33 protein-coding genes are annotated in these 23,734 nt (G+C 35.3%); 30 read left to right on the top strand and 3 right to left on the bottom strand.

Features of this window, described 5'->3' with window-relative positions; genetic code table 11:
* Positions 1-1,301: 1,301 nt before the first annotated feature.
* The 3 genes from HJ01_RS01895 to HJ01_RS01885 all read right to left on the bottom strand — a co-directional run bounded on the left by HJ01_RS01895 (position 1,302) and on the right by HJ01_RS01885 (position 7,871).
* A complete protein-coding gene (locus HJ01_RS01895; protein ID WP_007136573.1) occupies positions 1,302-2,771 on the bottom strand; it encodes a SusD/RagB family nutrient-binding outer membrane lipoprotein in 1,470 nt (489 codons plus the stop codon).
* Positions 2,772-2,774: 3 nt separating this feature from the next.
* On the bottom strand, positions 2,775-6,002 hold the full coding sequence (locus HJ01_RS01890; protein WP_007136572.1) for a SusC/RagA family TonB-linked outer membrane protein: 3,228 nt from the start codon (positions 6,000-6,002) through the stop codon (positions 2,775-2,777).
* A gap of 159 nt (positions 6,003-6,161) precedes the next feature.
* Positions 6,162-7,871: a hypothetical protein gene (locus HJ01_RS01885; protein ID WP_007136571.1), complete on the bottom strand. Its 1,710-nt coding sequence runs from the start codon at positions 7,869-7,871 to the stop codon at positions 6,162-6,164.
* A 181-nt stretch (positions 7,872-8,052) separates the two neighbouring features.
* On the opposite strand from HJ01_RS01885, the gene rpsL reads away from it, so the two are divergent.
* From rpsL to rpsD, 30 genes are all read left to right on the top strand, one after another.
* Positions 8,053-8,436 carry a 30S ribosomal protein S12 gene (gene rpsL / locus HJ01_RS01880; RefSeq protein WP_007136570.1) on the top strand — a complete coding sequence of 128 codons (384 nt, stop codon included), beginning with the start codon at positions 8,053-8,055 and terminating at the stop codon, positions 8,434-8,436.
* Positions 8,437-8,509: 73 nt separating this feature from the next.
* Entirely contained in the window at positions 8,510-8,986 is a 477-nt protein-coding gene (gene rpsG / locus HJ01_RS01875; RefSeq protein ID WP_007136569.1) for a 30S ribosomal protein S7, read from the top strand.
* Positions 8,987-8,995: 9 nt separating this feature from the next.
* Positions 8,996-11,152 (top strand): elongation factor G, encoded by a 2,157-nt coding sequence (gene fusA, locus HJ01_RS01870; protein ID WP_007136568.1) that lies wholly within the window; start codon positions 8,996-8,998, stop codon positions 11,150-11,152.
* 11 nt (positions 11,153-11,163) lie between these two features.
* On the top strand, positions 11,164-11,469 hold the full coding sequence (rpsJ, locus tag HJ01_RS01865; protein WP_040473603.1) for a 30S ribosomal protein S10: 306 nt from the start codon (positions 11,164-11,166) through the stop codon (positions 11,467-11,469).
* 158 nt (positions 11,470-11,627) lie between these two features.
* On the top strand, positions 11,628-12,245 hold the full coding sequence (rplC, locus tag HJ01_RS01860; protein ID WP_007136566.1) for a 50S ribosomal protein L3: 618 nt from the start codon (positions 11,628-11,630) through the stop codon (positions 12,243-12,245).
* Positions 12,245-12,874: a 50S ribosomal protein L4 gene (gene rplD / locus HJ01_RS01855; protein WP_007136565.1), complete on the top strand. Its 630-nt coding sequence runs from the start codon at positions 12,245-12,247 to the stop codon at positions 12,872-12,874. The genes rplC and rplD overlap by 1 nt, the downstream gene beginning before the upstream one ends.
* A 6-nt stretch (positions 12,875-12,880) precedes the next feature.
* Positions 12,881-13,171: a 50S ribosomal protein L23 gene (rplW, locus tag HJ01_RS01850; protein WP_007136564.1), complete on the top strand. Its 291-nt coding sequence runs from the start codon at positions 12,881-12,883 to the stop codon at positions 13,169-13,171.
* Positions 13,172-13,180: 9 nt separating this feature from the next.
* Entirely contained in the window at positions 13,181-14,005 is an 825-nt protein-coding gene (rplB, locus tag HJ01_RS01845; protein WP_007136563.1) for a 50S ribosomal protein L2, read from the top strand.
* A gap of 6 nt (positions 14,006-14,011) precedes the next feature.
* On the top strand, positions 14,012-14,290 hold the full coding sequence (gene rpsS / locus HJ01_RS01840) for a 30S ribosomal protein S19 (protein ID WP_007136562.1): 279 nt from the start codon (positions 14,012-14,014) through the stop codon (positions 14,288-14,290).
* Between the two features lie 6 nt (positions 14,291-14,296).
* On the top strand, positions 14,297-14,707 hold the full coding sequence (gene rplV / locus HJ01_RS01835) for a 50S ribosomal protein L22 (RefSeq protein WP_007136561.1): 411 nt from the start codon (positions 14,297-14,299) through the stop codon (positions 14,705-14,707).
* Positions 14,708-14,713: 6 nt separating this feature from the next.
* Positions 14,714-15,463: a 30S ribosomal protein S3 gene (gene rpsC, locus HJ01_RS01830; RefSeq protein WP_007136560.1), complete on the top strand. Its 750-nt coding sequence runs from the start codon at positions 14,714-14,716 to the stop codon at positions 15,461-15,463.
* 19 nt (positions 15,464-15,482) lie between these two features.
* Positions 15,483-15,908, top strand: a complete 426-nt coding sequence (gene rplP, locus HJ01_RS01825; RefSeq protein WP_007136559.1) for a 50S ribosomal protein L16 — start codon at positions 15,483-15,485, stop codon at positions 15,906-15,908.
* 13 nt (positions 15,909-15,921) lie between these two features.
* Positions 15,922-16,113 carry a 50S ribosomal protein L29 gene (rpmC, locus tag HJ01_RS01820; protein ID WP_007136558.1) on the top strand — a complete coding sequence of 64 codons (192 nt, stop codon included), beginning with the start codon at positions 15,922-15,924 and terminating at the stop codon, positions 16,111-16,113.
* Positions 16,114-16,130: 17 nt separating this feature from the next.
* Positions 16,131-16,391: a 30S ribosomal protein S17 gene (gene rpsQ, locus HJ01_RS01815; RefSeq protein ID WP_007136557.1), complete on the top strand. Its 261-nt coding sequence runs from the start codon at positions 16,131-16,133 to the stop codon at positions 16,389-16,391.
* A 2-nt stretch (positions 16,392-16,393) separates the two neighbouring features.
* Entirely contained in the window at positions 16,394-16,762 is a 369-nt protein-coding gene (gene rplN / locus HJ01_RS01810) for a 50S ribosomal protein L14 (protein WP_007136556.1), read from the top strand.
* An 11-nt stretch (positions 16,763-16,773) separates the two neighbouring features.
* Entirely contained in the window at positions 16,774-17,088 is a 315-nt protein-coding gene (gene rplX / locus HJ01_RS01805) for a 50S ribosomal protein L24 (protein ID WP_007136555.1), read from the top strand.
* Between the two features lie 2 nt (positions 17,089-17,090).
* On the top strand, positions 17,091-17,642 hold the full coding sequence (rplE, locus tag HJ01_RS01800) for a 50S ribosomal protein L5 (RefSeq protein WP_040473602.1): 552 nt from the start codon (positions 17,091-17,093) through the stop codon (positions 17,640-17,642).
* A gap of 3 nt (positions 17,643-17,645) precedes the next feature.
* Positions 17,646-17,915 carry a 30S ribosomal protein S14 gene (rpsN, locus tag HJ01_RS01795; RefSeq protein WP_007136553.1) on the top strand — a complete coding sequence of 90 codons (270 nt, stop codon included), beginning with the start codon at positions 17,646-17,648 and terminating at the stop codon, positions 17,913-17,915.
* A gap of 122 nt (positions 17,916-18,037) precedes the next feature.
* Positions 18,038-18,436 (top strand): 30S ribosomal protein S8, encoded by a 399-nt coding sequence (gene rpsH / locus HJ01_RS01790; protein ID WP_007136552.1) that lies wholly within the window; start codon positions 18,038-18,040, stop codon positions 18,434-18,436.
* 15 nt (positions 18,437-18,451) lie between these two features.
* A complete protein-coding gene (rplF, locus tag HJ01_RS01785; protein ID WP_007136551.1) occupies positions 18,452-18,994 on the top strand; it encodes a 50S ribosomal protein L6 in 543 nt (180 codons plus the stop codon).
* Between the two features lie 11 nt (positions 18,995-19,005).
* Entirely contained in the window at positions 19,006-19,356 is a 351-nt protein-coding gene (rplR, locus tag HJ01_RS01780) for a 50S ribosomal protein L18 (protein WP_007136550.1), read from the top strand.
* A 6-nt stretch (positions 19,357-19,362) separates the two neighbouring features.
* Positions 19,363-19,890, top strand: coding sequence for a 30S ribosomal protein S5 (gene rpsE, locus HJ01_RS01775; protein WP_007136549.1), 528 nt, complete (start codon positions 19,363-19,365; stop codon positions 19,888-19,890).
* A 12-nt stretch (positions 19,891-19,902) separates the two neighbouring features.
* Positions 19,903-20,085, top strand: a complete 183-nt coding sequence (gene rpmD / locus HJ01_RS01770) for a 50S ribosomal protein L30 (protein ID WP_007136548.1) — start codon at positions 19,903-19,905, stop codon at positions 20,083-20,085.
* A gap of 11 nt (positions 20,086-20,096) precedes the next feature.
* On the top strand, positions 20,097-20,549 hold the full coding sequence (gene rplO / locus HJ01_RS01765; protein WP_007136547.1) for a 50S ribosomal protein L15: 453 nt from the start codon (positions 20,097-20,099) through the stop codon (positions 20,547-20,549).
* Between the two features lie 10 nt (positions 20,550-20,559).
* The gene (secY, locus tag HJ01_RS01760) at positions 20,560-21,906 is read left to right on the top strand and encodes a preprotein translocase subunit SecY (RefSeq protein WP_007136546.1); all 1,347 of its coding nucleotides are present in this window, start codon (positions 20,560-20,562) and stop codon (positions 21,904-21,906) included.
* Between the two features lie 4 nt (positions 21,907-21,910).
* Complete coding sequence (infA, locus tag HJ01_RS01755; RefSeq protein WP_007136545.1) at positions 21,911-22,126, top strand: translation initiation factor IF-1; 216 nt, start codon at positions 21,911-21,913, stop codon at positions 22,124-22,126.
* Positions 22,127-22,138: 12 nt separating this feature from the next.
* On the top strand, positions 22,139-22,255 hold the full coding sequence (gene ykgO / locus HJ01_RS17275; RefSeq protein WP_008992256.1) for a type B 50S ribosomal protein L36: 117 nt from the start codon (positions 22,139-22,141) through the stop codon (positions 22,253-22,255).
* 2 nt (positions 22,256-22,257) lie between these two features.
* Entirely contained in the window at positions 22,258-22,632 is a 375-nt protein-coding gene (rpsM, locus tag HJ01_RS01750; RefSeq protein WP_007136544.1) for a 30S ribosomal protein S13, read from the top strand.
* 8 nt (positions 22,633-22,640) lie between these two features.
* Entirely contained in the window at positions 22,641-23,024 is a 384-nt protein-coding gene (gene rpsK, locus HJ01_RS01745; RefSeq protein WP_007136543.1) for a 30S ribosomal protein S11, read from the top strand.
* A 91-nt stretch (positions 23,025-23,115) separates the two neighbouring features.
* Positions 23,116-23,721, top strand: a complete 606-nt coding sequence (rpsD, locus tag HJ01_RS01740; protein WP_007136542.1) for a 30S ribosomal protein S4 — start codon at positions 23,116-23,118, stop codon at positions 23,719-23,721.
* The last annotated feature ends 13 nt before the right edge of the window (positions 23,722-23,734 follow it).

Genomic DNA, 23,734 nt, shown 5'->3' with positions numbered 1-23,734 from the left:
AGAAACGCTATTTTTAACATGAAAAGAAATTTAACATTTTAACACAATGTAAATTATATGTTATGAAACAATGTTTTTTTGCCGTTTCAGCGCGAAAAAAAGTAAAATTATAAGATAAAACTGACTTATAGAGCTTGGTATTAGGTTCTGGTTATGAGTGTGTTATTTGTAAAATTTAGATTTTGTGAGGGGAAAGTTGTTAAAACCCTTTGTTTATTTAACAATGAATTTTTGTCGTGATATATGATCTATATCAAAAAAGAAGGTTTGTTTAATAAGCTTATGTTGTTTTGTTTTTCGCTGTAGATTAGAAAGCGGTTTGTGGTTTAAGGGTTTATTCGTGCTGTTTACAATAATTTAAACTCAATAGCGGTAAAAGGTGTTGTGAGAAGGTGAATAGGTTTTTGCCAAATAAATTGAAATGGTTTGGAATTTTTGAAGTTCTATCTGGTTTTCGTTTTAATTGGTTTTCGAATTTGTTTATGATTGGGTTTAGCTTGTAAAGAGTTTGTTGAGATGTAATTAATGAGAATGAGTGATACTGCTGAAAGGTTTAAAAAAAAATAGTGAATTATAAATTGTAGTTTTTATGAACTCTTTGGTAGTTTAGCAACTGCATTCTTGAAACTAGTTTGGTTTTGGCGGTATAGATGGAAGTGTTGCTTTTTATAGTAGAAAGCTAAAGCAGAGTTCGATTTTCGTGCTGAATTATTAGGGTTTCTTTTGGATTTTACTTTGTATATCCGTGTTGTAGTAGTGAGGACTATAATTTTTAGATTGCTATAATCCGTAAAATGTTAGTCGATACCTTCCCAAGTTTGTTGTAGTGATTATAAGCTTTTCTTTCTTGTTGCGTCATTTATTTAACCTTATATATAGTTTGGGGGCTTTGTCAATTCACTAGATTAAATGGTCTGTTTCTTTACTCCGTTATGTAATAACGAGGTTCAGCTGTAGCTTGTAACGATCATATTCGAGGCTTTTAATAATTTAGTTTTTAATGTTGAATTTTGTGTGACTTTGAATGTTTTAATCTAAAAACCAAATATGAAGGTGTTCAATGCAGTTCCTTAATACTTATAGTAAGTTAGTCTCTTAAATTTGTCCTCGAGTTGGTGAGTACAGTTTCTATGGCTGCGTTTTTATTGCTATCATCATTTTAGTATTATAGTCATTTTAAATATATATATATTATTGCTTTAATGCTCGCTCTAATGTTTGATGTCCTTTATCTATGGGGCAAATAAACAAAAAAAAACCACCAGCTTTCGCTGATGGTTTTAATAATATTTAAGTGATAATTATAATTTATCCCAAAATACATGTTTGATTACTGTATTACCTCCTAGCTTAGAAGAAGCTGCTTCTAAGTTAGTTGCATTGATAGTTTCTTCTGCTCCAGGATATGTATATCTTTTAGGAACTTCCTTAATATCACCGTAAGTTATTGCAGGAACTTTTAATACAGGGAAATCTAATCTTCTGTAAGATGTCCATGCTTCAAAACCTCTGTTAAACAAAGCGATCCATGATTGCTCACCTATTTTTTGTTTCCATGTTCCTGTTGCAGTTGCATAAGCTACATCTGTTCTTGCTAAGTAAGTAACAATATCTGCACTAGCAACACCCCAATCTTGTAATGATGCAGTAATTGCTGCATTATAATGAGATGTAGCTGTACCGCCTACTGCAATACCTCTTTCTACAGCTTCGGCTAATAAGAATTCAACTTCAGAATTAGTAAGCAAGACTCCTGGGTAGGTAGGAGTTTTAATAGTTTCTGTAAGATGAGAAAAGTTACCATAAGTATTAAGTACACCATATACTCCTCCTTTATAAGTTGTTGATCCAACTGGAAATGGAGTGAAGTATTTAGCTCTTCGTGGGTCACTAAGTGCATTTAACTTATTTACAAATGTATCTGCAGGAACAAAGTCATTACGCCCGCTTGCTACTAAATCAACATATAGTGGATTTGTATTAGGCTGTACAGATGCGTATTTAAGGTAAGCGCTATCAGCAGTAGTAGTAATTACACCAGCTGCTAAAGCTGCCAAAGTTTGAGTTGTCGCATAAGCGTGGTCAACATCATCCATGTTTATCGCCATTCTCAAACGAAGTGTGTTTGCAAATTTCTTCCATTTTGCAGCGTCTCCTCCGAATACTAAATCAGCACTTCCAAAACTTCCTGCGCTAACATCTAAAGAGCTAGATGCAGCAGTTAGTGTAGCGATAAGATCCTTGTATATTGTTTGAGCATCATCATACTTAGGTTGTGGGTATTTAATAATGTCCAAAGCTTCAGTATAAGGTACATCTCCAAAAGTGTCAACTAAAACACTGTAAGAATAAGCGCTTAAAATGTCAAGTATGGCAATTTTATTGTCTAAAGCTTTTGCTTCAGCAGCTGATCCTGTAAAAGTTGCTTTGTGTGCAATTAGCAAGTCTTTTGATTCTTTAAAATCTCTTAATACATCACGATAATAAACAGTCCAATGAGTGTCAGGAATTCTTCTACCAGTAAGGTCATATTGACTTTCTTGTGGGTACTGAACTTCTGTCCATTGTTGTGCAAACAATCTAAATACGTTGAAATTTACAGACGTACTTGTCACTTGATCCATCATTGCATGTTCTGCGCTTGTAAATAGGAAGTTTGCTTCTGTTACTGTGGCGCGTTTTGTCTCCGTATTCAGTCCTGTAATGTCATCACTGCATGACGATACAAAAAGACTGATAGCAGGTATTAATATAAGCAGTTTATTTTTCATAGTTTAGAATTTTATTGTTAGGTTACATCCAATGTTTCTAGTTGTTGGTAAAGAACCAATAGATAGCCCTAATGAGCCAGCATTTGAACCTAGCCCACTTTCTGGGTCAGCATCTGGAAGGTTTTTTTGAATGATCCATAAGTTTGATCCAACAAGAGATATTTTCATGTCGTTTAATTTCAGTTTTGATACAAGTGAAGTTGGGAAATTATAGGTAATGTTCACCTCTCTTAATTTAATAAAACCAGCATCATAAACATAAGCTTTTCTAGCTCCAGTTCCTCCAGCGTAAGCCTCAGTAATAGCTCCTCCAGTAAAATATTCTGATCTTACTGTGTTTGGCGTTCCGTCGGCATAAACGCCAGGTAGTATTACACCACCACCGTCAGCAACTGCATTTCTTTTTGGGTTTCCTAGATCGTTGTCTCCAACTGTTTGTACACCTAATCCTCCTCCTACACCATACCATTGATCAGTAGAGAATATATCTCCTCCGTGTTTGATATCTATTAAGAAGCTAAAAGATAGTGATTTGTAGGTTAATTTATTACGAATACCTCCAACCCAGTCAGGGTTTACATTACCAATAATGTTATTAGTTGAAGTATTAATTACATACTTTCCTGTAGCAGGATTTATGATTTTTTGTCCGTCAGCAGTATAAGTGAAATCTGTACCTTTTAATACTCCAAAAGGTTGTCCTACCTCTGCATTCAAAGTAACTCCACCAGGGAATGAACTAACTTGTAAGTTGTCTACTCCGTCTGCTAATTTAGTTACTAAGTTTTCGTTTTTAGACCAGTTTAAATTGATGTCCCAAGCAAAATTAGTTGTTTTTACTGGAGTCGCATTAAATTGAAGTTCGATACCTTTATTCTCAATAGTTGCTGCGTTCAAAAAACGAGCTGAGTTTCCTGTAGAAGTTGAGTAAGGCACGCTTACTGCTTCTCCGTTATTGATGTTTTTGTATAAACTTACATCAAATCCAAGTCTTCTTTTGAACATTTGTGTTTCAAGACCTATTTCATAAGTTTTGGTCTTAATTGGTTGTAAGTTAGGGTTGTTTTTAGTGCTGTTTACGGAGTACTGCTGTTGTCCGTTAAAAGCATCAGATTTTGAATAGGTATCAACTAGTGCTAATCCTGGTGTTCCAAGAGGGCTTTCAGAATAACCTCCTCTTACTTTTCCAAAAGATAACCAGTTTGTTTCAATGTTGCTTGAGAAAACCCAGCTACCCGAAACAGAATTACTAAATAAATAATTATCTCCTACTGGTAAGTTTGAGAATGCGTCTCTTCTAGAAGTAGCATCTAAGAATAAGAAGTCTTTGTATCCTAAGGAAGCTGATCCGTAGTAACTATTTACTCCACTTTTATTAGCTCTTTCATATGCATATGGACTTGTTGAAAGTGAGTTGTCAAGAGCGTATAATCCCGGAACAATTAGCCCACCTTGAGTAGAAGCTGTAATAGAATTGAAAATATTTCTTTTTGCTGTTCCTCCTACAAGTGCAGTTAAATTAAAATCTTCACCAAAATCTTTCTTGAACGTAAGAATTAAATCATAATTCTGCTCAGAAAAATTTCCATTATAACGTTGGTAACCTGAAGTTTCGTCTAGTCTATTGATACCAAAAGTTTTTGCTACTGAACCGACAGCTACTCTTTCTTCACGTATCTCAGAGTAAGTATCTGTAGATATTTTACCTGTTGCAGAAAGCCAATCATTAACTTTATATGTTAAATTTGCATAACCTACAAAACGGTTTCTAGTATCATTTTGAAAGTTTTTGTAACGTTCAAAATAAGGGTTATTCCAGTAAGCAGGACTTCCGTCAGTGTCTGAAGTTCTGTTCCAAGTAATGTTTTGTCCTCCTGATGCATTGTATGCTTGCTCAAGTTGTTTGATGTCAGCATTAGTTTGCCACCATTGACGGAAACCAGTAACGAAATTATCACCATATCCAGTCAAGTTTCTACCTGTTGTAGATTGATTAGAAAAGTTAGCAAAAGAGCTAAGTGATAATTTATCTGTAAATTGATGATTTAATTTTAAACTAAAGTTGTTTTTAGTCAAATCACTATTGGGTAAAATTCCAGTTTGCTTAGTATTACTGTAGTTAAAAACCATATTACTCTTGTCATTAGCATCTTCGAATGAAATACTATTTACAAGCGAAAGTGAGTTTTTGAAAAAGCTAGTTGGGTCATTTTTAGCTCCAACCCATGGAGTTGCTTTACCGTAATTTGCATTTCCAGGATAAGCAGCGTATGCATCCCATTGGAATAAGTTTAAATTAGGGTCGAAAGCATCACCTGCTGATGCATCATCACCAAAGTACACATTATTGTTACTGTCGTACGATCCACCGTAACCTGCACCATATTCTTTTTGATATTTCACAAAAGTGCTTTTATCAATAGAACCAGATACTACCTCTGATGAAACAGTGATTCCTAATCCTTTTTTAGATCTACCTTTTTTAGTAGTAATCATCAATACTCCATTTCCTGCTAGGTAACCATATAGCGCTGACGCTGCGGCTCCTTTAAGAACGTTAACACTTTCAATGTCATCTGGGTTGATATCCATACCATTATTTCCATAATCATATCCTTCTCTACCTGTTGATTGGGCTGTTAAACCGTTGATAGAAGTGTTTGAATTATTTATAGGCATTCCATCAATCACGATAAGCATCTCATTACTTTGGCCAATAGATTTGATACCACGAGATATCGCACTAGTAGATCCTCCAAAGTTGGTGTTTCTTGTGATGTTAACACCTGCAACTTTTCCAGAAAGTTCATTTAAGAAGTTTCCACTTGAAGTTCCAGATTTTAACTCCTCAGATTTTAATTCTTGAGTTGCATAACCTAAGGATTTTTTTTCTCTTTTAATACCTAAAGCAGTTACTACTACTCCTTCAAGTTCTACTGCTGAACCAGTCATTGTAACGTTTACAAGTGATGATTTAGCTGCTAGTGATTGAGTTTTCATCCCAATGTAGCTAAAAAGCAAGATTTGATTTGGAGCAGCTTTGATAGCGTATTTCCCGTCAAAATCAGTTTGTGTTCCAGATTTTGTTCCTTGAACTAATACACTTACGCCTGGTATAGGCATTCCTGCATTGTCAGAAACAAGACCCGTAACAGTTCTCTCTTGCGCAAAAGTTAGTTGCGCCATAAGTACTACTAATAGTACTAAGATTCCATTGAACTTTAGTTTCATTTTTTAATATTTTGAATTAGTTACACAAAACTCTTAATAATTTGTTAAGAATCCTAATTAATGAAACGCTATTTCCAATATAATAGGAAATTTAACATTTTAACACAATGTAAAATTTAGGTTATATAATGATGTTTTTTTGTTGTTTGTGATTTGGGTTTAAAAATTCACACCATAGCTAAGTTGAATAATAGTATTTGAGAATTTTAATGTTTGGTCGGTTTGGCTGCCAGTAACTATTGAGATTTTTAAGAGCCCGTTATTTGTTTTAACACCTAGCCCAAACCCTAATCCTAAAAGTGTGGTTTTGGCGCTGGGTTGTTTTTTTAATGTTGCGTCTCTAAGTATGGAGTAATCAAATATAGTATGTAGGTAAAGTGTGGGCGAAACTAAGTATCGGTATTCGGTCAGAATGGCTGTCATGAAATTAGCCTGAAGGCTATTTTCTGTAAAGCCACGAATGGAGTTGATACCTCCAAAACGGAATAATTCATTAGTAATGTAAGTAGCGCTTTTTAAATAATAGTTTTGACTTCGAATGTTGATCGCATTTTTATTGTTCAAATAAAAAGTGTGCATAGCAAAAAAGTCAATGTAGAACTGGGGGGTCTTGATTGTATTTTCAGTACCGTTGCTTATTTCTCTTTTTCCAATTCCTGTTTTAATGTCAAGATTGGTTTTGTTGTGAAAGAGAGAGCTTCGATTGTCTATTTTCAGATAGGTTAATTCGGCTGTTAGGTAGGAATTTCGGAAATCAGCAATAATTGTGTTGTTTGTGTTTTGAATGTCACTTGATATTGTGGATTGGTAGCCTAAATAGATTCGGCCATTGTAATTAAGGTAGTAACTTAGGTCTAGGGCTGTTTTTGTGTTTTGAAAGATGCTGTCTTGTTTGAAAATATTCAATTGTCCTCTTATTCCTAAGGGACTTTTGAAGATGTAGGGCAGTTCTAATGCTGTTTTGAATGTTTTTTGTTTGTTTCCGTCGCTTTTCCAATACAATGAGAATTGTTCTCCTACTTTTAAGGTGTTCTGAAGATTTAGGTCAAGGTAGCCGTTGAAAGTTAATTTTTTGCTATCGTTATTATTAAATCCAATAAAGCCATCAAAAGTGTTTGACTTTGCTTTTTCAAGGTAGACATAAACTTTGGTGCTGTCTTTTGTGAATAGTATTTCGGGATACTTTATTTGGGTGATGAAGTTGTATTTTTCAAAATCATCGTGAATTTTACTTAAGAGAACGGGGTTGAATAGTTGGTTTTTGTATTTCCGATTGATTTGAGCCAAGTTTCCTTTTGGGAAAATGTCATTTTGTTTGGTTTTGTCGTAATTGACCACGATGGAATTAAGTTTTCTTAGGTTTTCGGACTCAATTTTTAATGTAGCGATTAGTTTGTAGTCTTTTTTTTGAAATTGAGTAAGGTATAATTTGGAAAACGAATAGCCCTTTTGGTCTAAAAGTTTTTGACTTCGGTTCAGGAAGGCTTCGGTTTCAGTGTAAGCAATGATAAGTGTGTCTTTAGGATTGTTGGGGAAAAGTAATTCGCTTAGTATGGAATTTGCATCTAAATAAATGTGTATTGATGTAATTCGTTCTCCTAGATTTATTTTTGCGTTGTAAGTGGAGTCGTTGATTTTTGTTTCGAACACGATTTTATTTGCAATAAATCCTATTTTTGATAGTTTTTCAACTACTGATCCAAGCTCGTCACTTACCGATTTTGCATTTTTATGTTTGGATATGTAGTTTAGGGAGTCAATCACTTTGGTTTCAGAAATAGAGTTTCCGGTGAGTTGTAAGTGGATGTTTTGGGCAGAAGATGTTAGTCCAATGCTGAATAGGAAAAAGTATATGATAATATGTTTCAATTAAAAAGAAGTTTTTATAAAAGTACTGCAAATATCCAAAGTTTGTAATAAAATTCCAATCGTTAAATAATCTTGTTGAAAATTAATGGATTAACGTTTGTAGAGTAAAAAATAATTTATACATTTGCAACCCCGTAAAAAGCGGGAATTAAATATACATAATAAATTTTTAGTATTAATTATGCCAACAATTCAACAATTAGTAAGAACAGGAAGAACTCAGATAACTAAGAAGAGTAAATCGGTTGCTTTAGATTCTTGTCCTCAAAGAAGAGGGGTTTGTACGCGTGTTTACACTACAACACCAAAAAAACCAAACTCTGCAATGCGTAAAGTAGCGCGTGTACGTTTGACAAATGGTAATGAAGTAAATGCCTACATCCCTGGTGAAGGACACAATTTACAAGAGCACTCGATAGTATTAGTTAGGGGTGGAAGGGTAAAAGATTTACCAGGAGTTAGATATCACATCGTTCGTGGTGCACTTGATACGTCAGGAGTAGCAGGAAGAACGCAAAGGAGATCTAAGTATGGTGCTAAACGCCCAAAAGAAGCAAAAAAGTAATTTAAAAAGTTATTCTTGTAGAGGCATGATTCGTCATGGTTATGTAGGTATGGCATTTTATTAAAAAAAAGACATGAGAAAAAGAGCGGCAAAGAAAAGACCACTTTTACCAGATCCAAGGTTTAATGACCAATTGGTAACGCGTTTTGTGAACAACTTAATGTGGGACGGTAAGAAATCGACAGCTTTTAAAGTATTTTATGATGCAATTGACATTATAGAATCAAAAAAGCAAGATGCAGAAAAATCATCATTAGAAATATGGAAAGATGCTTTAACTAACGTTATGCCTCACGTAGAAGTACGTAGTCGTAGAGTTGGTGGTGCTACATTCCAAATTCCAATGCAAATTAGACCAGATAGAAAAATTTCTTATGCAATGAAGTGGTTAATACTTTATTCAAGAAGAAGAAATGAGAAATCAATGGCTCAAAAGTTAGCTTCAGAATGTTTAGCTGCGGCTAAAGAAGAAGGTGCTGCTGTTAAGAAAAGAATGGATACTCACAAAATGGCAGAGGCTAATAAAGCGTTCTCTCATTTTAGATTTTAATTCTAAGAAATGGCTAGAGAACTTAAATATACAAGAAACATAGGAATTGCTGCTCATATTGATGCTGGTAAAACAACGACAACTGAGCGTATATTATTCTATACAGGAAAATCACACAAAATTGGTGAAGTACACGATGGTGCTGCAACAATGGACTGGATGGCACAAGAGCAAGAAAGAGGAATTACTATTACTTCTGCTGCTACAACTTGTGAATGGAATTTCCCAACTACACAAGGTAAAGTATTACCTGAAACATTGCCTTATCACTTTAATATTATTGACACACCGGGACACGTTGACTTTACAGTTGAAGTGAATCGTTCTTTACGTGTTCTTGATGGTTTGGTTTTCTTGTTTAGTGCTGTTGATGGTGTTGAGCCACAATCAGAAACTAACTGGAGATTAGCAGATCAGTACAAAGTACCACGTATTGGATTTGTTAATAAAATGGATAGACAAGGATCTAACTTCTTGATGGTTTGTCAACAAGTAAGAGATATGTTGAAATCTAATGCTGTTGCAATCACTTTGCCAATTGGTGAAGAGAATGATTTCAGAGGTGTGGTAGATTTGGTAAAAAACCAAGCTATTGTATGGCATGAAGAAGGTCTAGGAGCTACATATGATATTGTGCCTATTCCTGAAGATATGCTTGAAGAAGTTAAGGAATACAGATCTATTCTTATTGAGGCAGTAGCTGATTATGATGAAAATCTGTTGGAAAAATTCATGGAAGATGAAAACTCTATTACAGAGGAAGAAATTAACTTCGCTTTAAGAGCTGCGGTTATGGATATGGCTATCATTCCGATGATTGCTGGATCTTCTTTTAAAAACAAAGGTGTTCAATTTATGTTGGACGCAGTATGTAAATATTTACCTTCTCCAATGGACAAAGATGGTATCGAAGGGATTCATCCTGATGATGCTGAATTGTTAGAAGAAGATCAAACTAAAATATTGCGTAAGCCAGATGTTAAAGAGCCATTCGCTGCTTTAGCTTTTAAAATTGCTACTGACCCATTCGTAGGTCGTTTAGCTTTTTTCCGTGCTTATTCAGGACGTTTAGATGCAGGTTCTTATGTATTGAACACCCGTTCAGGAAACAAAGAAAGAATCTCTCGTATTTATCAAATGCATGCTAACAAGCAAAACCCAATCGATTTTATCGAAGCAGGTGATATTGGAGCGGCAGTAGGATTTAAGGATATTAAAACTGGAGATACATTGTGTGATGAAAAACACCCGATTATTCTTGAGTCAATGAAATTCCCTGCGCCGGTAATTGGTATTGCAATTGAGCCTAAAACCAAAGCTGACGTTGATAAAATGGGTATGGCTTTAGCTAAATTAGCTGAAGAAGATCCTACGTTTACTGTTAGAACTGATGAAGCTTCAGGACAAACTATTATTTCAGGTATGGGTGAGCTTCACTTAGATATCCTTGTTGATAGAATGCGTCGTGAATTTAAAGTTGAAGTGAACCAAGGTGAGCCTCAAGTTGAATATAAAGAAGCTTTTACAAAAATTGCTCAACACAGAGAAACTTATAAGAAACAATCTGGAGGTCGTGGTAAATTCGGTGATATCGTATTTAAATTAGAGCCTGCTGATGAAGTTGATGGTAAAGTCCCTGTTGGATTGCAATTTGTGAATGCAGTAAAAGGTGGTAACGTTCCTAAAGAATACATACCATCTGTTGAAAAAGGTTTCAGAGAAGCTATGAAAGCTGGTCCGTTAGCGGGTTATCAGGTAGATAGTTTGAAAGTGACGCTTTTAGATGGATCTTTTCACCCTGTGGATTCTGATGCACTTTCTTTTGAACTTGCAGCTAGAATGGGATACAGAGAAGTAGCTAAGGCTGCTGGAGCTGTAATTCTTGAGCCAATCATGAAAATGGAAGTTATTACACCAGAAGAAAACATGGGAGATATCGTAGGTGATATTAACCGTCGTAGAGGTCAGGTTAATGACATGGGTGATAGAGCAGGTGCTAAAACCATTAAAGCAGATGTGCCATTGTCTGAGATGTTTGGATATGTTACGACATTAAGAACACTTTCATCAGGAAGAGCAACTTCTACTATGGAATTTTCACATTACGCGGAAACTCCTTCTAATATTTCGGAAGCAGTAATCAAAAAAGCAAAAGGAAACGCTTAATCTTTAAGAAAATGAGTCAAAAAATCAGAATAAAACTAAAATCTTACGATTATATGTTGGTAGACAAGTCTGCTGAAAAAATCGTAAAAACGGTAAAAAGTACCGGTGCAGTTGTAACAGGTCCAATCCCATTACCAACACACAAAAAACTTTTCACAGTACTACGTTCTCCACACGTTAACAAAAAAGCTAGAGAGCAATTCGAAGTGATGTCATACAAGAGATTAATTGACATTTACTCATCTTCATCAAAAACAATTGATGCATTGATGAAACTTGAATTACCTTCTGGAGTTGAAGTAGAGATCAAAGTTTAAGTAGCTTTTTAAGAAAGAGAAGGGCACTGCATTTAAGTGGAAAATATTTTATTTGGTTTGTGTGTAAATAAGTTATACTTTTGCACCACTAAAAAAAATAGGGTTCACTTAAGTGTTAGTGTTCTATTTTTATATTTAATAATTAATAATTAATAATTATGTCTGGGTTAATTGGTAGAAAAATCGGCATGACTAGCATTTTCGACGAGAACGGGAAGAATATTCCTTGTACAGTAATCGAAGCTGGACCATGCGTTGTTACCCAAGTCAGAACCAAAGGTGTTGACGGGTATGAAGCGTTGCAACTTGGTTTCGATGACAAAAACGAGAAACATTCCACAAAAGCGGCTTTAGGTCACTTTAAAAAAGCGGGAACTGTAGCTAAGAAAAAAGTCGTTGAATTCCAAAATTTTGCAACAGAACAAAAACTAGGGGATCTTATAGATGTTTCTATGTTTGTTGAAGGAGAATTTGTAGATGTACAAGGTGTATCTAAAGGTAAAGGTTTTCAAGGGGTTGTAAAACGTCACGGTTTTGGTGGTGTTGGTCAAGCAACTCATGGTCAACATAACCGTTTAAGAGCGCCAGGTTCTGTAGGAGCTTCATCTTATCCATCTAGAGTATTCAAAGGAATGCGTATGGCTGGACGTATGGGAGGCGAAAATGTAAACGTTCAAAACCTTAGAGTTTTAAAAGTAGTGACTGAAAAGAACCTACTTGTTATTAAGGGATGTGTTCCTGGATGTAACAACTCTTATGTAATCATTCACAAGTAATGGAAGTAAAAGTATTAGATTTCAACGGAAAAGATACTGGAAGAAAAGTTCAACTTTCTGATTCAGTATTCGCAATTGAACCAAATAATCACGCAGTATACCTTGATGTTAAGCAATATCTTGCTAATCAAAGACAAGGGACGCACAAGGCTAAAGAAAGAGCTGAAGTTGCGGGAAGTACACGTAAGATTAAAAAACAAAAAGGAACTGGTACTGCTCGTGCGGGTAGTGCAAAGAATCCATTGTTTAAAGGTGGTGGAACAGTTTTCGGACCAAGACCAAGAAGTTATTCATTCAAATTGAATAAAAACTTGAAGCGTTTGGCTAGAAAATCTGCTTTCTCAATCAAAGCAAAAGAGTCAAATATTATCGTTCTTGAAGACTTTAATTTTGAAACTCCAAACACTAAAAATTTCATTAATGTTTTGAAAGCTTTAGAGTTAGAAAATAAAAAATCTCTGTTTGTGTTGGGTGACGTTAATAAAAACGTATATTTGTCCTCACGTAATTTAAAGGCGTCTAGCGTAGTAAGTAGCTTAGAATTAAGCACTTATGCTATTTTAAATGCTAATAACTTAGTTCTTTTAGAGAGTTCTTTGGAGATAATTGAAGAAAATTTAAGCAAATAATAGGATATGAGCATCATAATTAAACCTATAGTAACGGAAAAAGTAACCAAAGAAAGTGAAGTTTTAAACCGCTTCGGATTCGTTGTTAACAAAAAAGCAAATAAAGTTGAGATTAAGAAAGCTATTGAAGCTGCTTATGGTGTGACTATTTTGAGTGTTAACACGATGAACGTAAGACCGGATAGAACTACAAAATACACTAAAAGTGGTTTAATCAGTGGAAAGACGAATGCAATTAAGAAAGCAATTGTTCAAGTACAAGAAGGAGAAACAATTGATTTTTACAACAATATCTAAGATAGAAAAATGTCAGTAAGAAAATTAAAACCTATTACCCCAGGTCAGCGATTTAGAGTTGTGAATGGTTATGACGCCATTACAACTGATAAGCCGGAACGCTCTTTGATAGCGCCGATAAAAAACTCTGGAGGTAGAAATAGTCAAGGAAAGATGACCATGCGTTATACGGGTGGTGGTCACAAGCAGAGATATCGTATTATTGATTTCAAAAGAACAAAGGAAGGAATTCCTGCGACAGTGAAATCAATCGAATATGATCCAAATCGTACTGCGTTTATCGCATTATTGGCTTATGCTGATGGTGAGAAAACTTATATTATTGCTCAAAACGGATTGAAAGTAGGTCAGAAATTAGTTTCTGGTCCTGAATCTCAACCTGAAATTGGTAATACATTGCCTTTAAGCAGAATTCCATTAGGAACTGTTATATCATGTATTGAGTTACGTCCAGGTCAAGGAGCTGTAATTGCTCGTTCTGCTGGAACATTTGCTCAATTAATGGCAAGAGACGGGAAATATGCAACAATTAAAATGCCGTCAGGTGAAACAAGATTGATCTTGTTAACTTGTGCTGCTACTATTGGAGCTGTTTCTAATTCAGACCACCAATTAGTTGTATCTGGTAAAGCAGGTAGAACAAGATGGTTAGGTAGAAGACCTAGAACAAGACCTGTAGCGATGAACCCTGTTGATCACCCGATGGGTGGTGGAGAAGGACGTTCTTCTGGTGGACATCCACGTTCAAGAAATGGAATACCAGCAAAAGGTTATAGAACTCGTTCTAAGAAAAACCCGAGTAACAAGTATATCGTAGAACGTAGAAAGAAATAATAAGATATGGCACGTTCATTAAAAAAAGGACCTTTCGTTCATTATAAGTTAGACAAGAAAGTTCAAGAAAACATTGCAGGTGGAAACAAAGGAGTTGTTAAGACATGGTCTAGAGCTTCTATGATTACTCCAGACTTTGTTGGGCAAACTATCGCAGTTCATAACGGTCGTCAATTTGTACCAGTTTACGTAACAGAAAACATGGTAGGTCACAAATTAGGAGAATTTTCACCAACTAGATCTTTTAGAGGTCATGCTGGAGCAAAAAATAAAGGTAAAAAATAAGAAGCAATGGGAGTTCGTAAAAGAGAAACAGCAGATGCGAGAAAAGAGGCTAATAAGTCTATTGCTTTCGCGAAATTGAATAACTGCCCTACTTCACCTAGAAAAATGCGCTTAGTAGCGGACTTGGTAAGAGGTCAGAAGGTAGAAAGAGCACTAAACATCTTAAGATTTAGTTCTAAAGAAGCTTCAAGAAAATTAGAGAAATTGGTTTTATCTGTAATTGCCAACTGGCAAGCAAAAAACCCTGATGCTAATATGGAAGAGGCAGGTTTATTTGTTAAAACGATTACAGTAGATGGTGGAATGATGTTGAAAAGACTTCGTCCAGCTCCACAGGGTCGTGCACACAGAATAAGAAAACGTTCTAATCACGTTACAATCGTGTTAGGATCTATTAATAACACACAAGCAATTTAATACAAGATGGGACAAAAGACAAATCCAATTGGAAATAGACTTGGTATCATCAGAGGATGGGACTCAAACTGGTATGGTGGAAATGATTATGGTGATAAACTTGCCGAAGATCACAAAATCAGAAAGTATATCCATGCTCGTTTATCAAAAGCTAGTGTATCAAAAGTAATCATCGAGAGAACTTTAAAACTTGTAACCGTTACTATCACTACTGCTAGACCTGGTATTATTATCGGAAAAGGTGGACAAGAGGTAGACAAGTTAAAAGAAGAACTTAAGAAAATTACTGACAAAGAGGTTCAAATTAACATCTTTGAAATCAAAAGACCTGAACTTGACGCGTATCTAGTTGCTACAAGCATCTGTCGTCAAATCGAAAGCAGAATTTCTTACAGACGTGCAATCAAAATGGCTATTGCTGCCTCAATGCGTATGAACGCAGAGGGTATTAAAGTTTTGGTTTCTGGTCGTTTGAATGGAGCTGAGATGGCACGTTCAGAAGGTTTCAAAGAAGGTAGAGTTCCTCTATCAACTTTCAGAGCTGATATTGATTACGCACTTGCTGAGGCACATACTACTTACGGTAGAATGGGAATCAAAGTGTGGATCATGAAAGGTGAAGTCTATGGAAAGAGAGATCTTTCTCCGCTTGCAGGAATGGACAAAAAACAAGCTGGTGGTAAAGGTGGAGATGCTCCTCGTGGCAAATCTAACTTTAATAGAGGTGGAAAACCTGACGCTCGTAAAAGAAAGTAAATTTTTAAATTAAAGAAAAATGTTACAGCCTAAAAGAACAAAATACCGAAAGGTACAGAAAGGTAGAATGAAAGGAAACTCTCAAAGAGGGCATGAACTTTCTAATGGAATGTTTGGTATTAAATCTGTACATGAAGATGGATGTTTTCTAACTTCTCGTCAAATTGAAGCTGCGCGTATTGCTGCAACTCGTTTTATGAAAAGAGAGGGACAATTATGGATCAAAATATTCCCAGACAAACCAATCACAAAGAAACCTCTTGAGGTACGTATGGGTAAAGGTAAAGGTGCAGTTGAATATTGGGCTGCCGTAGTTAGACCCGGAAGAATCATGTTTGAAATTGGAGGAGTTCCTTTGTCAGTTGCAAAAGAGGCGTTACGTCTTGCAGCACAAAAACTTCCAGTAAAAACCAAATTCGTTGTTGCTAGAGATTTCGAAGCATAATCTATATTATATTATGAAACAATCAGAAATAAAAGATCTTTCTGCAGCGGAGTTGCAAGAAAAGCTTAGCCAGACTAAGAAAATATATGCTGACCTAAAAATGGCTCATGCTATATCACCAATTGAAAACCCACTTCAAATTAGAAGTGTAAGAAGATCAGTTGCTAGATTAGCTACAGAGCTTACAAAAAGAGAGTTGCAATAATTGTAATCTGCTGAAAGATGGAAGAAAAAAGAAATTTAAGAAAAGAGAGAGTTGGTGTTGTAACTTCGGATAAAATGGATAAGTCTATTGTAATCGCTGAAGTTCGTAAAGTAAAACACCCATTATACGGTAAGTTCGTGTTGAAGACTAAAAAGTATCACGCACACGACGAAAAGAACGACTGTAACATTGGAGATACGGTAAGGATTAGCGAAACGCGCCCTTTAAGTAAAACTAAATGTTGGAGGTTAGTTGAAATCCTAGAAAGAGCTAAATAATTATGGTACAACAAGAATCAAGACTAAAAGTAGCAGATAACACTGGAGCAAAGGAAGTTTTAACTATCCGTGTTTTAGGAGGTACCAAAAGAAGGTATGCCTCTGTTGGTGACAAGATTGTAGTTTCTATAAAAGACACAACTCCAAACGGAAGCGTTAAAAAAGGAGCTGTTTCAACTGCAGTTGTTGTACGTACCAGAAAAGAAGTGAGAAGAGCCGACGGATCATACATCAGATTTGATGACAACGCATGTGTGTTATTGAATGCTGCTGGTGAGATGAGAGGAACTCGCGTTTTTGGTCCAGTAGCAAGAGAACTTCGTGAAAAACAATTCATGAAAATTGTATCATTAGCACCTGAAGTGCTTTAATTCGTTTTAAGATGATAAAGCTAAAAATAAAAACAGGAGACATCGTAAGAGTAATTGCTGGAGACCATAAAGGTTCAGAGGGTAAAGTTTTACGTGTTGACCGTGAGAAAAACAAAGCGATTGTTGAAGGTGTAAACATGGTTTCAAAACATACGAAACCTAGTGCAAAAAGCCCTCAAGGTGGTATCGTGAAGAAAGAAGCTTCTATACAAATTTCTAATTTGTCTTTAATTGATCCGAAAACAAAGGAAACAACTAGAGTAGGAATTAGAGTTGAAGGAGATAAGAAAGTAAGATTTTCAAAAAAATCTAATCAAGTACTATAGTAATGACGTATATACCTAGACTGAAAGAGGAATATAAGAACAGAGTTATTTCTGCTCTTAAAGAGGAGTACGGATACATAAACGTAATGCAAGTTCCTAAATTGGAAAAAATCGTTTTGAGCCGTGGAGTTGGTGCAGCTGTATCTGATAAAAAACTTATTGACTATGCAGTTGATGAGTTAACAAAGATCACTGGACAAAAAGCAATATCTACAATATCAAAGAAAGACGTTGCGTCTTTCAAATTGAGAAAAGGTATGCCAATTGGAGCAAAAGTTACTTTGCGTGGAGAAAGAATGTATGAGTTTTTAGATAGACTTATTACTTCAGCTTTGCCACGTGTAAGAGATTTCGGTGGTATTAAAGCTACTGGTTTTGACGGAAGAGGAAATTATAACCTTGGAGTTTTGGAGCAAATCATTTTCCCAGAAATTGATATTGACAAAGTAAACAAAATTTCAGGTATGGATATCACTTTTGTAACTACTGCAAACACTGATAAAGAAGCAAAGTCGTTATTGGCTGAATTAGGATTACCTTTTAAAAAGAATTAAGACATGGCTAAAGAATCAATGAAAGCCCGTGAGGTGAAGAGAGAAAAAACGGTAGCTAAGTATGCTGAGAAAAGAAAAGCTTTGTTAGAAGCTGGAGATTTCGTAGGTTTGCAAAAGTTACCAAAAAATGCTTCGCCAGTTCGTTTGCACAATCGTTGTAAATTAACAGGTAGACCTAGAGGTTATATGCGTCAATTTGGTCTTTCACGTGTTACATTTCGTGAAATGGCAAATAACGGATTGATACCTGGTGTTAAAAAAGCATCTTGGTAAAACGTAATTTATTACGTTCTGATACAGACTTAACCTAGTTACGTCTGTATCATTAATATTTATAAATTGGTTTCAGGTTCGATTAATAATTAATTGAAAACCAAAACCGCAAATCAATAAACATGTATACAGATCCTATTGCGGATTATTTAACAAGAGTTAGAAACGCTGTGGCTGCAAACCACAAAGTTGTCGAAATTCCTGCATCTAATCTAAAAAAAGAAATCACAAAGATCTTATTTGATCAAGGTTATATCTTAAGTTACAAATTTGAAGACAACGCTGTACAGGGTTCGATCAAAATTGCTTTGAAGTATGATAAAGATACTAAAGAGTCAGTAATTAGAGATATCCAAAGAATTAGTAAACCAGGTTTACGTAAGTATTCAAGTTCTTCTACCATTCCTAGAATCCTTAACGGATTAGGCATCGCTATCGTTTCAACATCAAAAGGATTGATGACTGGAAAGAAAGCGAAGCAATTAAATGTAGGTGGTGAAGTAATTTGTTACGTATACTAATAAATATTCTATAAGATGTCAAGAATAGGTAAAAATCCAGTCGTAATCCCTGCCGGAGTAACTGTAGAAGTTAAAGATGGTATTATTACGGTAAAAGGAAAAAATGGTCAACTTACACAGGAGTTTTCGGACGTAACTGTAACAGTTGAAGACGGTCAAGTTCAAGTAGAAAGATCGTCTGATCACAAAGACCACAGAGCAAAGCACGGTTTGTATAGATCTTTAGTCAATAATATGATTATAGGTGTAACTGATGGTTTTACAAAGTCATTAGAATTGGTTGGAGTTGGTTATAGAGCTTCAAATCAAGGACAAAAATTAGATTTAGCTCTTGGATTCTCACACAATATTGTTTTGGAAGTAGCTCCAGAGGTAACTCTAGAAACTATATCTGAAAAAGGTAAGAACCCAATTGTGAAGTTAACTTCGTTTGATAAACAACTTCTAGGACAAGTTGCGGCAAAAATTAGAGGCTTTCGTAAGCCTGAGCCGTACAAAGGAAAAGGTGTTAAATTTGTAGGGGAAGTATTAAGAAGAAAAGCAGGTAAATCAGCATAAAAAATAAAATTATGTCATTAACGAAACCTCAGAGAAGACAGAGAATTAGATTCAGAATTAGAAAATCGATTAGTGGTACTGCTGCTAATCCAAGATTATCTGTATTTAGAAGTAACAAAGAAATTTATGCTCAATTAATTGATGACGTAAACGGAGTTACATTGTTGGCTGCATCTTCAAGAGAAAAAGAAATAGGAAAAGGTACAAACGTGGAAGTTGCTATTGCTGTTGGAAAACTAGTAGCAGAAAAAGCGTTAAAAGCTGGGATAGAAGTCGTAACATTCGATAGAGGAGGTTACTTGTATCACGGTCGTATTAAATCATTAGCAGAAGGCGCGAGAGCGGCTGGACTTAAATTCTAATATAGTATGTCTAATAGTAAATACAAGAATGTAGAGTTAATAAAACCAAGTGGTCTTGAATTAAAAGATCGTTTGGTGAGTGTTAATCGTGTTACTAAAGTTACAAAAGGTGGTAGAGCTTTCGGTTTTTCTGCTATTGTAGTTGTAGGTGATGAAAATGGAGTAGTGGGTCATGGATTAGGTAAATCTAAAGATGTTTCTGAAGCAATTGCTAAAGCAGTAGAAGATGCGAAGAAAAATTTAGTAAAAATTCCTTTACATGGTCAATCAGTTCCTCACGAACAAAAAGGTAAATTTGGTGGTGCACGTGTGTTTTTAATTCCTGCCTCTCATGGTACAGGAGTTATTGCTGGTGGAGCTGTTCGTTCAGTTCTTGAATCAGTAGGGATTCACGATGTATTATCTAAATCTCAAGGATCATCAAATCCTCACAACGTAGTAAAAGCAACTTTTGATGCTTTATTACAAATGAGAAGCGCTCACACTGTTGCAAAACAAAGAGGAGTTTCTTTAGAGAAAGTTTTTAAAGGTTAATTCAAGGAAATTATGGCTAAATTATTAGTAAAACAAGTTAGAAGTAAAATCAACTGTCCACTTGATCAAAAAAGAGGATTAGTAGCTTTAGGTCTACGTAAAATGGGTCAAGTGGTAGAGCATGATTCAAACCCTACAATCCTTGGGATGATAAACAAAGTTAAACACTTAGTTTCTGTAGAAGAAGCTAAATAACAAATACTGTTATGAATTTAAGTAACTTACAACCAGCTGAAGGGTCGACACACAGTCAAAATAAAAGATTAGGTAGAGGAGAAGGTTCTGGAAAAGGTGGTACTTCTGCAAGAGGTCACAATGGACAGAAATCTCGTTCTGGTTATTCTAAAAAGATTGGTTTTGAAGGAGGGCAAATGCCACTTCAAAGACGTGTACCTAAGTTTGGTTTTACAAACATCAATCGTAAAGACTACGAAGGTGTGAATCTAGATACTCTTCAATTATTAGTTGATAATGGTATTATTACAGATAGTGTCGATATGACAACTTATGTAGCAAACCGTTTGGCAACTAAAAATGAAATCGTTAAGATTTTAGGAAGAGGAGAATTGAAAGCAAAATTAAAAGTAACCGCTCACAAATTTACCGCTACTGCAAAAGCTGCTATTGAAGCTGCTGGAGGAGAAGCTGTAACAATGTAATTTTCGATTTATGAAGAAATTTATTGAATCAATAAGCAATGTTTGGAAAATCGAGGAACTAAAAAACAGAATCCTAATTACATTAGGTCTGCTTTTAGTTTATCGTTTTGGAGCACATGTTACGCTTCCAGGGATCGATGCAACACAGTTAACTAGTTTAGCCGGTCAAACCAAAAGTGGTATCGGATCTATTCTAGATATGTTTACTGGTGGTGCGTTCTCTAAAGCGTCAGTTTTTGCTTTAGGAATCATGCCTTACATTTCTGCGTCTATTGTTGTTCAGCTTATGGGAATTGCGATTCCTTATTTGCAAAAGCTTCAAAATGACGGGGAAAGTGGTAGAAAAAAGATCAATCAGATTACACGTTGGTTAACTATTGTTATTACTTTAGTTCAGGGGCCAACTTATATCTACAATCTTTACAGAACTTTACCTAGTAGTGCATTTTTATTAGGGTTTAATTCCTTTGAATTCTTATTTTCTTCAGTAATTATCTTGGTTACAGGTACAATATTTGCCATGTGGTTAGGAGAAAAAATAACTGATAAAGGAATTGGAAATGGTATTTCTCTATTAATTATGGTAGGTATACTTGCTAGGTTCCCACAAGCATTCATACAAGAATTTACTACAAGAGTTACGAATAACAACGGTGGACCAATGTTATTGGTTATCGAAATTATTATTTGGCTTTTAGTTATTGTTGCATGTGTTTTGTTAACCATGGCAATTAGAAAGATACCAGTTCAGTACGCTCGTCGTACTACATCAGGGGATTTTGAACAAGATATGATGGGTGGTAATAGACAATGGATTCCTTTAAAGCTTAATGCTGCAGGAGTTATGCCTATTATCTTTGCTCAGGCGATTATGTTCATTCCAGCTGCTGTTGCTGGATTATCAAAATCAGATGCATCGCAATCAGTTGTTGGCGCTTTTAGTAATATGTTCGGTTTTTGGTATAACCTTGTATTTGCAACTCTAATAGTTGTCTTTACATTCTTTTATACCGCGATTACTGTTCCTACTAATAAGATGTCTGATGATCTTAAGAGAAGCGGAGGATTTATTCCAGGTATCAGACCTGGGGTTGAAACTTCAGATTTTCTTGATAAAGTGATGTCTTTGATAACTTTCCCAGGATCTTTATTTCTTGCTTTGATAGCTGTGTTCCCAGCGATTATTGTTAGTCTTATGGATGTTCAACAATCTTGGGCAATGTTTTTTGGGGGTACCTCATTAATAATTATGGTTGGTGTCGCGATAGATACAATTCAACAAATTAATTCATACTTGTTAAACAAACATTATGATGGTTTAATGAAGAGTGGAAAAAATAGAAAAGCAGTAGCTTAATTTTATGGCAAAACAATCAGCAATAGAACAAGACGGATCAATCATTGAAGCATTATCAAATGCGATGTTCCGTGTAGAATTAGAGAATGGACATATTGTTATTGCTCATATATCTGGAAAAATGCGTATGCATTATATCAAATTATTACCTGGTGATAAAGTGAAACTGGAAATGAGCCCATATGATTTGTCAAAAGCAAGAATTACTTATAGATATTAAAGGATATTCACAATGAAAGTTAGAGCATCAGTAAAAAAGAGAAGTCCCGAGTGCAAGATTGTGCGTAGAAAAGGGAGATTGTACGTTATAAACAAAAAGAATCCTAGATTTAAACAAAGACAAGGATAGTTATGGCAAGAATAGCAGGGGTAGATATCCCGAAAAACAAGAGAGGTGTTATAGCACTTACCTACATCTTCGGATTAGGAAATAGTAGAGCTATTGAGATTTTAGATAAAGCTCAAGTAAGCCAAGATAAAAAAGTTCAAGACTGGAATGATGACGAGATCGGAGCAATTCGTGAAGCGGTATCAGAATTCAAAATTGAAGGAGAATTGCGTTCTGAAGTTTCTTTAAACATCAAACGTTTAATGGATATTGGTTGTTACAGAGGTATCCGTCATAGAACTGGTCTTCCTTTAAGAGGACAAAGAACTAAGAACAACTCTAGAACAAGAAAAGGTAAAAGAAAAACTGTTGCCAACAAGAAAAAAGCAACTAAATAATAAGTAATATGGCTAAAGCAACTGCAAAAAAACGTAAAGTTATCGTTGAATCAACGGGAGAAGCTCATATTTCTGCTACCTTCAATAACATCATTATTTCTTTGACAAACAAAAAAGGTGAAGTTATTTCTTGGTCTTCAGCTGGTAAAATGGGTTTTAGAGGTTCTAAAAAGAACACTCCATACGCAGCCCAAATGGCAGCAGAAGATTGTAGTAAAGTAGCTATTGAAGCAGGACTTAAAAAAGTTAAGGTTTATGTAAAAGGACCAGGAAACGGACGTGAGTCTGCTATCCGTTCTTTGCATAACGGTGGAATTGAAGTGACTGAGATTATCGATGTTACTCCAATGCCTCACAACGGATGTCGTCCTCCTAAGAGACGTAGAGTTTAATAATAATATTTAAGTATAACTAGGTAGAATATACGATTATCGAAGGATATGACCTGAATTCATAATCTCTACCTTAATTTAATTTTAAGAAATGGCAAGATATACTGGTCCAAAAACTAGAATTGCTCGTAAATTTGGCGAAGCAATATTCGGAGATGATAAAGCTTTCGAAAGAAGAAGTTACCCACCTGGACAACACGGGATGGCTAAAAAAAGAGGAAAAAAATCTGAGTACGCTATCCAGTTAATGGAAAAGCAAAAAGCTAAATATTCTTACGGAATTTTAGAAAAACAATTCAGAGGTTTATTCAAAAAAGCATCGGCTACTAAAGGAGTTACTGGTGAAGTTCTTTTACAATTGTGTGAAGCAAGATTAGATAACGTAGTATTCAGAATGGGTATCGCTCCTTCTAGAAGAGGCGCTAGACAACTTGTATCTCACAGACACATCACTGTTAATGGTGATGTGGTAAATATTGCTTCTTACCACCTTAAACCTGGTGATAAGGTTGCTGTTCGTGAAAAATCTAAATCTTTAGAGGCTATCGAACGTTCTTTATCTAATTCAAGTCATGTTTATGAATGGATTACTTGGAACAATGACGTAAAAGAAGGTACTTTTGTTACTGTACCGGCAAGACTTCAAATTCCAGAAAACATTAAAGAACAATTAATCGTAGAGTTGTACAACAAATAATAATTGACTTAGT

The sequence above is a fragment of the Flavobacterium frigoris PS1 genome, assembly GCF_000252125.1.
Classification (GTDB): domain Bacteria; phylum Bacteroidota; class Bacteroidia; order Flavobacteriales; family Flavobacteriaceae; genus Flavobacterium; species Flavobacterium frigoris_A.
This window is presented reverse-complemented; position numbering and strand designations above follow the sequence as displayed.